This is a genomic window from Calditrichota bacterium, assembly GCA_013151735.1.
Lineage (GTDB): Bacteria > Zhuqueibacterota > JdFR-76 > JdFR-76 > BMS3Abin05 > BMS3Abin05.
In genome coordinates this window covers 1-12,790 of the sequence record JAADHR010000092.1, presented here as the reverse complement: position 1 = coordinate 12,790, position 12,790 = coordinate 1, and the positions used below count along the sequence as shown (strand labels likewise).

The 12,790-nt window shown below is 46.5% G+C and carries 9 protein-coding genes; all 9 read left to right on the top strand.

The genetic code is table 11. From position 1 onward, the window contains the following. Nucleotides 1–379: 379 nt before the first annotated feature. Nucleotides 380–2,092 carry a T9SS type A sorting domain-containing protein gene (locus GXO76_06405; GenBank protein ID NOY77486.1) on the top strand — a complete coding sequence of 571 codons (1,713 nt, stop codon included), beginning with the start codon at nucleotides 380–382 and terminating at the stop codon, nucleotides 2,090–2,092. Between the two features lie 21 nt (nucleotides 2,093–2,113). Then, the gene (locus GXO76_06400) at nucleotides 2,114–3,046 is read left to right on the top strand and encodes a DUF4412 domain-containing protein (protein ID NOY77485.1); all 933 of its coding nucleotides are present in this window, start codon (nucleotides 2,114–2,116) and stop codon (nucleotides 3,044–3,046) included. A gap of 747 nt (nucleotides 3,047–3,793) precedes the next feature. Next, nucleotides 3,794–5,863: a serine protein kinase gene (locus tag GXO76_06395; protein ID NOY77484.1), complete on the top strand. Its 2,070-nt coding sequence runs from the start codon at nucleotides 3,794–3,796 to the stop codon at nucleotides 5,861–5,863. Nucleotides 5,864–6,096: 233 nt separating this feature from the next. Then, nucleotides 6,097–7,206, top strand: a complete 1,110-nt coding sequence (locus GXO76_06390; GenBank protein NOY77483.1) for a DUF444 family protein — start codon at nucleotides 6,097–6,099, stop codon at nucleotides 7,204–7,206. A gap of 152 nt (nucleotides 7,207–7,358) precedes the next feature. Next, on the top strand, nucleotides 7,359–8,684 hold the full coding sequence (locus tag GXO76_06385) for an ATP-dependent Clp protease ATP-binding subunit (protein ID NOY77482.1): 1,326 nt from the start codon (nucleotides 7,359–7,361) through the stop codon (nucleotides 8,682–8,684). 34 nt (nucleotides 8,685–8,718) lie between these two features. After that, nucleotides 8,719–10,218 (top strand): SpoVR family protein, encoded by a 1,500-nt coding sequence (locus GXO76_06380; GenBank protein NOY77481.1) that lies wholly within the window; start codon nucleotides 8,719–8,721, stop codon nucleotides 10,216–10,218. Between the two features lie 51 nt (nucleotides 10,219–10,269). Continuing rightward, complete coding sequence (locus GXO76_06375; protein ID NOY77480.1) at nucleotides 10,270–10,749, top strand: hypothetical protein; 480 nt, start codon at nucleotides 10,270–10,272, stop codon at nucleotides 10,747–10,749. A gap of 134 nt (nucleotides 10,750–10,883) precedes the next feature. Further along, the gene (locus tag GXO76_06370) at nucleotides 10,884–11,756 is read left to right on the top strand and encodes a hypothetical protein (GenBank protein NOY77479.1); all 873 of its coding nucleotides are present in this window, start codon (nucleotides 10,884–10,886) and stop codon (nucleotides 11,754–11,756) included. Between the two features lie 193 nt (nucleotides 11,757–11,949). Beyond that, a partial coding sequence (locus tag GXO76_06365) for a sodium:alanine symporter family protein (GenBank protein NOY77478.1) occupies nucleotides 11,950–12,790 on the top strand: 841 nt, incomplete at its 3' end.

The following is a 12,790-nucleotide window of genomic DNA, read 5'->3' as shown; positions in this document are numbered from 1 at the left end:
TGTTTTTTCAATCTTAATTTTTCACACAATGATTCTTCGAGGAACAAGATCACACACCCCGTCCCCACCAACTGACGGGGACACCCCTCTCAAGAGGGGATTTTTACAGGGTTGTTCAAAAGTAAATGTTTCTCTGGGAGGGGAGAAATTTGTTTGTATTTTCTTTTTCAATATCCACAAAAAAGCGTAAACGGTGGGGAATCCATTGAGCAGGGTCAAATCCGCCGAAAGAGGATTCGACAACTATGTATAGCTCCATAAATAATAAAGTATTGGATAAAACCGGCAATGATAAAGATTACAAAAATGACTTGCCGAAACGCCGGTAAAATTTAGAGGATCTAAATAGATGCTTAAAAAAGTTGTTTTGATAATATTTTTGTTATCCGCAAATATGGGATTTGCAGGGGTACAATCTCTGGAATTTACTCAGCCGCCTCAATTAAATGAAATTGGCCGAACCTATCTGACCCTTTTCTGGGGGACCAACACATCAGCAAAAGGCACTGTTTATTATGGAAAAACAGAAGCTTATGAGATGGGTAAAATAGAGGAATCGGAGTTTCAGGGGTTTCACCAGGTGACACTTTCGAATTTGTGGCCGGGAACAGTTTATCATATTAAAGTGGTGGCTTCTTCAAATTCAGAGACGGTTTCTTCCCGGGATTGGATGGTCATTACCGCTTCTCATCGGGAATCTACAGGAGAAATGCACGTCTACTTTACAAAAAGCGTTGACACGACCCGGGCGTTGTTTGCACCGGCTGCCGGAAATCAAAAACCGTATCTGGCCTTGATTGATCGCATCAATCAGGCCCAACACAGCATCGATTTTTGCGCCTACAGCCTGAATCTTTCGGATGTGGCCAATGCCCTTGTGAAAGCCAAGCAACGAGGCGTCAGGGTACGGTTCATTTACGACGACGGCCATCACCAATCGGCCGTGGAGCGCATCAAATCCTTTGGCATTCGGGTGATTGATGACAGTTTCGGAACCCACAATGACGGAAAGGGCCTTCAGCATAACAAGTTTGTGATTTTTGATGCCAGGGACACCACGTCTTTTTCGGATGATTGGGTGTGGACGGGATCGTACAATTTTACAACGCAAGCCACCAATGATAACGCGGAAAACGCCATTCTCATTCAGGATGAATCCCTGGCCAAAATTTACACGATGGAATTTAATGAGATGTGGGGCAGTGTAACGGATACCCCCAACGCCGATTCATCCCGGTTTGGGCAGCAGAAAACGGACAACACCCCTCACGAAGTGGATGTAAACGGCATTCGGGTGGAAGCCTATTTCAGCCCTGGGGATCATGTTGAAAATCACATCATTGGGGCCATTCAATCGGCGGAGAATAACATTGAATTCGCCCTTCTCAGCTTTACACGCTATTCTATCCGGAATGCCCTGATCAATGCAAAGGTGCGCCAGGGGGTTACGATAGCCGGTGTTCTGGACCGGGGAGAGGAGAACAATTCCTACAGCCAATATCGCTATTTAAAATCCAACAACATCGATGTGCTTCTGTACGGCGAATCAGGCACGCTTCATCATAAATATATGATTGCGGATGGTCACACGGATTCGGACCCGCTGGTGGAAACGGGATCCTACAACTGGACAACGTCCGCAGAGAATTACAATAACGAGAATATCGTCATCGTTCATAATGCCCAAATTGCGGACTTCTACTGGCAGGAATTTGCTAATCGTTACCACCATTCGGGCGGACGAAATCCGTTAACCACAGGTGTTCACGAAAGAAATCGTTCCGGAACGAGACCTGCGAATTTTGTTCTAACTGACCCTTTTCCAAATCCGAGCGGACTTGACAAAAACAGGCCGGTGGAGATCTGGTTGAGCCAGAGGTCAACCGACACCCGCCGACCCACCCTGGCCATTTTCAATGTGCTGGGGCAGAAGGTGTGGATATTTAAGGGAGATTTTTCCCGTCCCGGTCTCTACCGATTGACCTGGGATAAGCGAAATATGCAGGGTGAGCGGATGCCGGAAGGGATCTATTTTTTACGTGCAAAAGTAAATGGGACCATAGTTACAAAGAAAATAATCATTACACATTAAAAAAATAGGAGAGTATATTCCATGAAAAGAAAAGATTGGTTGGTTGGGATAGTTATTTTAGGAATGGCATTAGTCCTGAGCATTCAGGCACAAGCGGGTGGTTTTGAGGGAAAACTGATTTTTCGCGACGGCCGGATTAATCTGAGGCAAGTGGAGGTTCCGGGATTGGGTGCTGTGCAGGCGACCCCCGCGTTTGCGAAAAAAGCCGTGGCTGTTTCATTTGATACATACCGTCAGGTGATGAAGGAAGTTGGCGAATCCGCTCCCGGAGTTCGTGTAAACACGGCCACAATTTGGGTGAAAGGAAATCTTTTGCGTACGGACATGAATGAAAGCGAGGGGAAAACGGCTGTCATTTATGATTCGAAAGCGCAAAAACTAACCACCATTTCCTGGAAAGAGAAAAAGGCGATAGTGATTGATGTGGGTAAAATGATGAAAGCCATGAACAGCGTGGCTGAACAAATGGGAAAGGCCTTTGGGCTGGATGCCAGCGCGATGAAGCAGATGATGCAGGGAAACCAACCGGAAAAAGAGAACGATCTGTTTTCTCTGAAACCGACGGGTAAAAAGAAAAAGATCAACGGTTTTAAGTGTGAGTTGTATGAGGGTACCGATAAAGACGGAAATCCCCTGCAAGTCTGGTTGGCAACACCCACACAAACGCTCAGACAATTGTACCAATCGATGGAAGAAATGACAAAGGCTCTGGAAAAGAGCAAAAAAATGGAAGATAACGAATCCAAATTTTTCGAGAAAACAGACAAATTTCCGGTTCTGAAAAAGTGGGTGGAGAACAACTCCGAATTTCACTTTGAAGAGTTTGTCTCAATGAAAAAGCAGTCCGTCTCAGCAGATATGTTTAAGGTTCCTGCGGGATTTCAGGTGATTTCAATGGAAAACATGATGCAAAACGGGCTGAAACAGCTGCAGCAGTTTCAGCAGCAAAAATAAAAAAATACTTGACAAACGGGAACCAATTGATTATTTTTTAGTCTAAATTAACCAAAGTGGGGGACTATAAACGTGTTCTTTGAAAGCCGAATTGAAGTTTGGATTCGGCTTTTTTTGTTCGTTTATACCGAAAAAATATTTTTTGTTAAAGATTTTGAAAAACGGGTCGAATAGATTATTAAACATAGGTGTTCAATGTTTGTATTCCGAATGCATCGAACCAAAAAGAGGAGCATGTACCTAAATTGCACTTGAAAAATATGGTTTTTCAAATGCCGGGAGATTTTGAGGACAAATTCCGTTAGATTCGCCTGGTCGCTTTCAGGTCGTATTTTTGAATGGTAGTCTCATCTGCAGTCTGGATTAAAATTTCCTCAATCAATCCAAAAAAATTCTTCTGGTTGTACAGTTAGTTCCAAACGAGTTGTCCTTCAAAATTACTCCCAACACCTATTTCGCCGGCAGGCGGATTTCTTGTCATTATTTGCAGGATCTGGTATTTCTGACATGTGCACGGTGTTGCAAATGCAGGGATGCAGGAATTTATTTTTCCGTGCAGGATCGAAATCAGAATTCGACAAATGGCTCCACACCTTCGACATGAGTGTTCGATGATGCGTGAGGTCATTGTTCGATCTGCAAGACATTCGGTTGCAAAAGTGTACACGCAAATGAAAAAGTAGTAAACGTTTGAGAAACCCCAAAAGTGAAGGGAGGGGCTGAAAAATGAATTCAAACACGCAAACCATGAAAAACAACCCACAAAAATTCGTATCTCCATTGGCCTCAATGGTTCAGGAACTGCAAAAGACGTCAGGAGCCTATCGTGAACTTCATTGGGAAGGGAGTTTTTATGACTACTTGCGGATTGTGGAAGAAAATCCAAAAGTGATTCGCACGGCCTTTCAGCGCATTTACGATATGATCCTGTCGTACGGCTCCGAGGAGATGACCGATCTGCGTGAAAAAATCATTCATTATAAATTTTTTGACGATCCGCTTCATAACGGCAAAGATGCTGTTTTTGGATTGGAACGGTCTCTGATGAAATTGGTTCACTTGTTTAAATCGGCTGCGCAGGGTTATGGCACGCAAAACCGTGTATTGCTGCTTCACGGACCGGTAGGAAGTTCCAAGAGCACCATTGTTCGCCTTCTGAAAAAGGGTTTGGAGGATTACACCCGTACGCCTGAAGGCGCTCTCTATTCCTACGCCTGGCGCGATGAGGATGAAAACGGACGGGAAGTTTGGCTGGAATGCCCCATGCACGAAGAGCCGCTGCACCTGATTCCCCTTGAATTCCGGGCGGAGCTCTTAAAGGAATTTCATTCCAAGAATCCGGAAACCAAACACATTCACATCGAGGGCGAACTCTGCCCGTTCTGCCGGTTTATGTATCAGGAAAAAATGAAACAATACGACGGCGATTGGAATCGCGTTATTCAGGATGTGAAGGTTAACCGGCTCATTCTGTCTGAAAAGGATCGTCTGGGAATTGGCACATTCCAGCCTAAAGATGAAAAGAACCAGGATTCCACAGAGTTAACCGGCGACATTAACTATCGCAAAATTGCCATTTACGGCTCAGATTCGGACCCCCGTGCCTTCAATTTTGACGGGGAATTCAACGTAGCCAACCGGGGCCTGGTGGAATTTATCGAGGTGCTGAAGCTGGATGTGGCGTTTTTGTACGATTTGCTGGGCGCGTCCCAGGAACACAAAATCAAGCCGAAAAAATTTCCCCAAACGGATATTGATGAAGTCATTATCGGCCACACCAACGAACCGGAATATCGAAAGCTTCAGAATAACGAATTCATGGAGGCCCTGCGTGACCGCACGGTAAAAATTGATGTGCCGTACATTACCAAGCTGGATGACGAGATTAAAATCTACGAAAAGGATTTTAATTCCGACAAAATCAAAGGGAAGCACATTGCGCCCCATACCATCGAAATGGCAGCCATGTGGGCGGTGCTCACGCGCCTGGAAGAGCCCAAACGGGCCCAGCTCACGCTAATGCAGAAGCTGAAATTGTACAACGGAAAAACGCTGCCCGGATTTACCGAGGACAGCATCAAAGAGTTGAAAGCCGAAGCCGTGCGGGAAGGAATGGATGGAATTTCTCCACGGTATGTTCAGGACAAGATCTCAAATGCCCTTGTGAACGAAATGGAGGGATGCGTCAATCCCTTTATGGTTCTGAATGAGCTGGAAGAGGGGCTCCAGCACCATTCCCTGATTACGGCTGAAGAACAGAAGAAACGCTATCGGGAGCTGTTGAGCGTGGTAAAAGAGGAGTACGACGATATTGTGAAAAATGAGGTTCAGCGGGCCATAGCCGCGGATGAGGAAGCGCTTTCGAGATTGTGCTCCAATTACATCGACAATGTGAAGGCGTACACCCAGAAAGAGAAAGTGAAAAATCCCTACACGGGAGTGGCCGAAGAACCGGATGAGCGATTGATGCGCTCCATTGAGGAAAAAATCGACATTCCCGAAAGCCGGAAGGATGATTTTCGGAGAGAAATTATGAACTACATCGGGGCTTTGGCGCTGGATGGCAAAACATTCGATTACCGCACCAATGAACGCCTGCAAAAGGCGCTGGAACTCAAGCTTTTTGAGGATCAGAAGGATTCCATTAAATTAACCAGTCTGGTTTCGAATGTGATCGATCAGGAAACGCAGAAGAAGATTGATGTGGTAAAATCGCGAATGATTAAATATTACGGGTACTGCGACAAGTGCGCCACCGATGTGCTTCAATATGTAGCCAGTATTTTTGCACGCGGAGACATTAAGGGCGATGCCTAATCGGAAGTGAATCGGTTCTGTCCGGATTGAGCGTCAGTTTGTACCAATCCAAGCAGAAAGGGCGCAAAAAAGTGAATTGGCGTTCCAGAAAGGTGCCAGGGATGTGTTTCTCCTTGCCCTCCGGGAGAGGCCGTCTCTGGTACCGTGGATTTGGTGCACCGATTACAACTTGGAATTCTGGAGTTTTAGTGGCTGAGTTTTTTTAGGAGAAAATTAAGAAGAGTAATCGATCCATGATTAAGCGAATAGAAAAAGATCACCAGCGCTTTCGAAAAATTGTGAAGGGGATTATTCGAAAGGATTTAAAGAAGTATATTTCCCATTCCGAATTAATCGGGAAAAAGGGCCGAAATATCGTGAGTATTCCGGTGCCGCAGATCAACATCCCGCGTTTTCGATATGGCCAGCAGCAAAAAGAAGGCGTGGGACAGGGGCCCGGAGAACCCGGCACGCCCATTGGTGTCGATCCTAACGGACAGCAGGGGAGTGATCAGGCGGGCGATCAGCCCGGGGAACACATGCTTGAAGTGGATATCACGCTGGACGAACTGATTTCCATTCTGGCTGATGAACTGCAATTGCCCCGGATTGAGCCCAAGGGGAAAAGCAAAATCGTGTCCAACAAGGCAAAATATTCCAGTATTCGGACCGTCGGACCGGAATCGCTGCGGCATTTCAAGCGCACGTACCGTGAAGCATTAAAACGGCAAATTACATCGAATACTTACGATTCCAGGAACCCAACCATTATTCCCATTCGGGAAGACAAGCGCTATCGTTCGTGGAAAGAGGTGCCTCTTCCGGAGACCAATGCGGTCGTCATTTATATTATGGACGTCTCAGGGTCGATGGGCAGTGAACAAAAAGACATTGTGCGAACGGAATCCTTCTGGATCAATACCTGGCTGAAGGCGAACTACAAGGGGGTAACCACCCGGTACATTGTTCACGACGCTGCGGCGCACGAAGTGGATGAAGAAACCTTTTTTAATCTTCGGGAAAGCGGTGGAACGGTGATTTCATCTGCCTATAAATTGGCCTCAAAAATTGTAAAAGCCGACTACAATCCGGAGGATTGGAACATCTACTTTTTCCAGTTTTCCGACGGAGACAACTGGGGTGAATCCGACTCCGAACTCTGTGTGAAAATTCTGAAGGAAGAGCTGGTACCGGTTTCCAATCTTTTCGCCTACGGACAGGTGTGGAGCGCCTACGGTTCGGGGCAGTTTATCGAAACAATCCGCGAGAATTTTGAGGATGACGAGAATGTAATTACCTCCGAGATTGACAACAAGGAGGCCATTTATGCATCCATTAAGACGTTTTTAGGAAAGGGACTGTAGAAAATGGGATGCAACTCGCCGCGTTCAAAAATGAATAACAGGGCCGGGAAAGGCCCTGTACCAATTGCGGCATCGACTTTCACGCATGTGTCAAAGGGTCAAGTGAAAAAGGGGCCTGTTGTTCGGGTAAATCTAAAGGTGAGGTGTTGTGTATGAAATTGGTTTCAAATGTGAAGGCAAAATATTTCAAGAGCATAAACCAATTTGTAAAAATTCGGGAATTTACGCAGGAAGAAATTGATCAGATTTTCAGCGAGGTTAAATTTACGGATCGGCGTTCGTACATTCAGTTTGTGATTAACACCTGTGTCGTGAATTTTAATGATGAGGTACTGCCGGCTATCCGAAAAGCCAAACGCGATTTGTTCCATAAATTGGAGGGTGCCGAAGAAGAATTGTACACCATTTGCATTTCCATAAATCCGGCACTGGATATTGAAAAGGTAACGTTTTCTGTGAAGCAACACAGGGAAGCGCCTCTTTTTCTCCTGGAAAAAAAGAAACAGTCCGCGCACCAGCGGATTGACCTCATTGATCTGGAAGAACGACTGAGAAAACGCGTGATTGGTCAGGATGAAGCCGTGAAAAAGGTCGCAAATGCGGTTAAGCGTGCCCTGGTGGGTCTCAGAAATCCTGAAAAGCCGATTGGCAGTTTTATGTTTATTGGTCAAACGGGCGTGGGAAAAACGGAACTGGCAAAAGCGCTCAGTGCTCAGATTCTGGAAAATGAGGAGGAAATGGTACGAATTGATTGCTCGGAGTTTTCACAGCCGCACGAATATGCCAAGCTTCTGGGCGCTCCTCCTGGCTATATTGGTTTTGAAGAAGGGGGTGTTCTGTCCGACGCACTGACGCGGGGCAAAATGCAGGTGGTGCTTTTTGATGAAATCGAAAAAGCGCATCCGCGTGTGCACAATCTGCTGCTTCAGGTTCTTGATGAGGGTTTTGTGCACGACAGCCATGGAAAGAAAATTCCGTTTCAGGATGCCATCATCATTCTTACCAGCAATGTGGGGTCTTTTGATCTGGAAAAGGAAAACCACCGGATCGGTTTTTCAAAAGGCGATTTTCAATCCAGAGAAAAAGAGAGGGGGCGCGTGGTGCGAAAGGCCCTGGAGAGAATATTCCCGCCGGAATTTCTGAATCGTCTGGATGAGATTGTTCTGTTCCATGCGCTGCCCCCGGAAGATGTGGAAAAAATAGTGGATGTCTTTTTGGAAGAACTTCGTCAGCGCCTGGCCAAAATGGGATTCGCAATTGAATTTGGGTCTGATGTAAAACGCTTCTTGGCTCAGCGGGGGTACGATGACAAATATGGGGTTCGTCCCCTGAAACGCACCATCCAGCGTTTTGTGGAAACTCCATTAAGTCATTATTTTTTAAAAAAGGGGGTTGGCCAATCTGGAAGAATCGAGACGTTTCTGAAGAATGAAGAAATTGGCTTTCATTGGTTGCCGGCTGACTTCCAATCGGATTAAAAAACAGGGACAACTATCAAACAGGTTGGATACCATGAAACGATACACACGAAAACTTTCTCCCGAACTTCAGGTCTGGCAGGAGCGGATTAAAGCAATTGCAAAGGAGGCGGGTCTGGACTTTTACGAAACGATTTTCGAAATGCTGGATTTTGATCAGATGAACGAAGTGGCCAGCTATCTTGGATTTCCGTCCCGTTACCCCCACTGGCGTTTTGGGATGGAATACGAAGAAATGCAGAAAAGCTATTCCTACGGTCTCCACCGGATTTACGAGATGGTGATCAACAACGATCCGGCCTACGCCTATCTACTGGAATCGAATAACCTGGTGGATCAAAAACTGGTGATGGCTCACGTGTATGCCCACGTCGATTTTTTCAAGAACAATGCCTGGTTTGCCCATACCAATCGGCACATGATGGACGAAATGGCCAATCATGCGACGCGAATCCAACGTTACATTGAGCGATATGGAACGGAGACGGTGGAGGATTTCATCGACACGTGTTTGTCTCTTGAAAACCTTATTGATTATTATTCGCCCTACATCAAACGGAAAAAAACCGCCCCTGATGCAGAAATCGAAAATCACACGAATATTCAAAAACTGGCCAGTAAGCCCTATATGGACAAGTACATTAATCCGCCTGAATTTATTGAACAGCAGAAATTGAAGATCAAAGCGGATCAGGAAAGGCAGCGCAATTTTCCGCAGGAACCGGAAAAGGACGTGTTGAATTTTATTCTCAACTATGCGCCGTTAAAACCCTGGCAGCAGGATGTCCTGGCAATTATTCGGGAAGAAGCCTATTATTTTGCGCCCCAGGGAATGACGAAGATTATGAATGAAGGGTGGGCGACGTTCTGGCACACCAAATTGATGACGGAAAAAATCCTTTCGGATTCTGAGGTAATCGACTATGCCGATCATCACTCCGGTACTGTGAGTCAGCAGCCCGGGCGTCTTAATCCCTACCGGTTGGGAGTGGAGCTCTTTCGGGACATTCGGGAACGCTGGGATAAGGGAAAATTCGGAAAGGAGTACGAGGAGTGTGACGATTGGGAAAAGAAGAAACACTGGAATCGGGAAACCAACCAGGGATTTCAAAAGATTTTTGAGGTGCGAAAATACTACAACGATATCACATTTATTGACACCTTTTTTACGGAAGAATTCGCCAGAGAACACAATTTCTTCACATACAAACACGATTCCGATTCCGGCCGCTATGTGATTGAAAGCAGAGATTTTAAAAAAATCAAGGAAAAACTTCTTTTCAGCCTGACCAATCTGGGACAGCCATACATTGAAATTGTCGATGCCAATTATGAAAATCGCAGTGAATTGTATTTGAAACACCGGTTTGAGGGAGTCGAATTGCACCGGGGGTACGCCCAGGAAACGCTTAAGAATCTGTACAAACTGTGGACACGGCCGGTCATTATCGAGACGGTTGCAGAGGATAAAACGATTCTTTTCCGTTACGACGGGTCTGAATTTATGATTGGCACGCTGGAAGAAAACAGTTGATTATCTCCGGGAGAAATCATTTAGAGGAAATCAAGAACGGGAGGTGCTGTGATGAGTGAACACAAAGAGAAGCTGAATGAACGACAAGATGCCCTGTTTCAGGAGCATTATCGGTTGTGGATGAAAAATCTTCCAAAACATCATCAACTTACGGTGGATTGGCAGGGAAGCGATGCGTACAGCTTATCCGTAAAAAAAATTATCTATTCGACAGCCCTCAAAGAAGAAACGGATTGGAAGTCGCTGCTGCAACGCCAGACAGACATTATCAGAAAGGAATTGACCTTTCTTCGGGATGCTTTTGATTTTATCGAGATGGATGTTTCACAAGGCCAGACGCTGCTACGAAGCAAAACACCGTACAAGAAAGAAAAAATAACCGACTATTTCCAGATCGTACTTAAAAAGGGGACATTCTTTCAATTAACGCGGGTTCAAAATAAAAATCACAAAAACAAAGAAATCCCGTTTGTGCTTTCATGGGACATTGCCGACCGCCTGGTTGAGTTTTTAATCCGCCTTTTTTCCTGAGACATTCCGGTGAATGAGCAGCAGAAATCCAATGGGATAGCTGCTCATTTTCCCTTGCTTTCCTTCCAATAAAAACCTTGACAAAAATTACCGCGTTCCCTATATTGAGTAGGGGGTAAACGAGGAATGCCTGAATGATTAATCAGTACAAAAGGGTTGATGTTTTTCGGTGTCTGAATCAAGCCCACGCCAAGTTGGGGAAATGGGTTTCGGTTTATCATGTTCTGAAGGTCAAAGAGTGCTACCCCAATGGCTGCGTCTATTCGAAATGGCGCTGTGAAAAGTTTCAAAAGGGGGAATCCTGTTCCCGCGGGTACAAACATGTCGGCAGACTCTGTTTTGGGTGTAAATATTTTTACGATGAGAAAATCACCCACCAACTTCAGCTGGTTCTTCCCGTTGAAAAACAGCCGTCCTTCTGGGAGGATTTGGAAATTTTTGAGGAGTGGCTGAATGAGATAAAGGGAAAGCGAAGCCCGATTTTGGGTACCATTTCGGCCGTAAAACCCCGGCTGGAAAAACACATTCTGGGCCGGCAAAGCCGGCTGAAAATACGGGGATTCCTGCTGATTTTCAAGGAAAGCTTTATCGGTCAGACCCCTTTTGATGATTTCACCTATGCCCTTGTCGGGCAGTCGCTTCAGCAGACCTATTCCTTCAGGCCCGGAGATTCCCTTGAGTTTACGGCTGAGATTCACGAAGACCGCGGACGAATCATTTACGAGAAACTTCGGCGAATTGAGTTTGGCTCCCGCGGAGAAACGGCAGGAATGGATTGGACGAATGACCTGGCATTCCTTCGCGCATCAGCCACAGAATTTTCAATACAGCCGGAAAAATGTCTGTACTGTCCCTACGGGGCCCTTGTGGATGTTTTTGAAACGAACAAGGATGGCCAGCAGCGTTATCGGCGACTCTATTGCCTGAAGGGTGTGCAGAATCCGAGGGACTGCGTGGAGCAGGTTCTGGAGCGCGTGGCGGCCGAAGGCTGCCCGGAGGAACAGTGAACGCGTCTATTCTCAGTGTTTCTCTCTTTTTTTCTTTGGGGGTCTCAGTGTTACTTTTTTTCAGGTTACACAGAGTTTCGCAAAGAAGCACAGAGTGCCACAGAGATACTCACTCTGGGGTGGCCCCCTGGGTATTCTCCCCGTGTGTTTCAGGATATGGACAGTGGTTTTTTAATGCAATCGGAGGAAGTCTATGCAGGATCAAATCGTCGCCATTTTGAGTCGGATTAGCGGCTGGGTTTGGGGAGTCCCGCTGATTACGTTGCTTGTGGGAACCGGAATTTACCTGACGATTCGATTGAGGGGGGTTCAATTCCGAACCCTGGTTTATTCGCTGTGGCTGGCGCTGATCAAACGAAAAGAGGATACGGATGAGGCCGGGGATATTTCCCACTTTCAGGCCCTGATGACCGCTCTGGCGGCTACCGTTGGGACGGGAAACATTGCCGGTGTGGCCACCGCCATTGCAGCCGGCGGCCCCGGAGCCCTTTTTTGGATGTGGATAACGGGACTATTCGGAATGGCCACCAAGTTCTCGGAGGCCGTTCTGGCTGTCAAATTCCGGAAATCGGATAAATTCGGCACAATGAGCGGCGGCCCGATGTACTACATCACGGAAGGGTTGGGTTGGAAATGGCTGGGCGTTTTGTTTGCCACCTTTGCCTTTATTGCCGCCTTTGGCATTGGGAATATGGTGCAGTCCAATTCTGTGGCGGATGCCGTGGAAAAAACATTTGGCATTCCTTTTTGGGTGACGGGATTGGTTCTGGCAGTGGCTACCGGCCTGGTCATTCTTGGGGGGATCAAAAGCATCGGCCGTGTAACGGGTACTCTGGTTCCCGTGATGGTTCTTTTTTACATAGCGGGTTCCTTGATTGTGATTGCCATCGAGTACCGGAAGATCCCCGAGGTTTTTGCCCTGGTGTTTGAAAAGGCCTTTACCCCCACCGCGGCTACGGGCGGATTTTTGGGCTCCACGGTTCTTCTGACGATTCGAATGGGAGTGGCCCGGGGGGTCTTTTCCAATGAATCCG

Excerpts from the sequence above, each read along its gene's own strand:
- GXO76_06385 (NOY77482.1), top strand. The coding sequence starts at position 7,359 with ATGAAATTGGTTTCAAATGTGAAGGCAAAATATTTCAAGAGCATAAAC.
- GXO76_06380 (NOY77481.1), top strand. The coding sequence starts at position 8,719 with ATGAAACGATACACACGAAAACTTTCTCCCGAACTTCAGGTCTGGCAG.
- GXO76_06370 (NOY77479.1), top strand. The coding sequence starts at position 10,884 with ATGATTAATCAGTACAAAAGGGTTGATGTTTTTCGGTGTCTGAATCAA.
- GXO76_06400 (NOY77485.1), top strand. The coding sequence starts at position 2,114 with ATGAAAAGAAAAGATTGGTTGGTTGGGATAGTTATTTTAGGAATGGCA.
- GXO76_06395 (NOY77484.1), top strand. The coding sequence starts at position 3,794 with ATGAAAAACAACCCACAAAAATTCGTATCTCCATTGGCCTCAATGGTT.
- GXO76_06375 (NOY77480.1), top strand. The coding sequence starts at position 10,270 with ATGAGTGAACACAAAGAGAAGCTGAATGAACGACAAGATGCCCTGTTT.
- GXO76_06390 (NOY77483.1), top strand. The coding sequence starts at position 6,097 with ATGATTAAGCGAATAGAAAAAGATCACCAGCGCTTTCGAAAAATTGTG.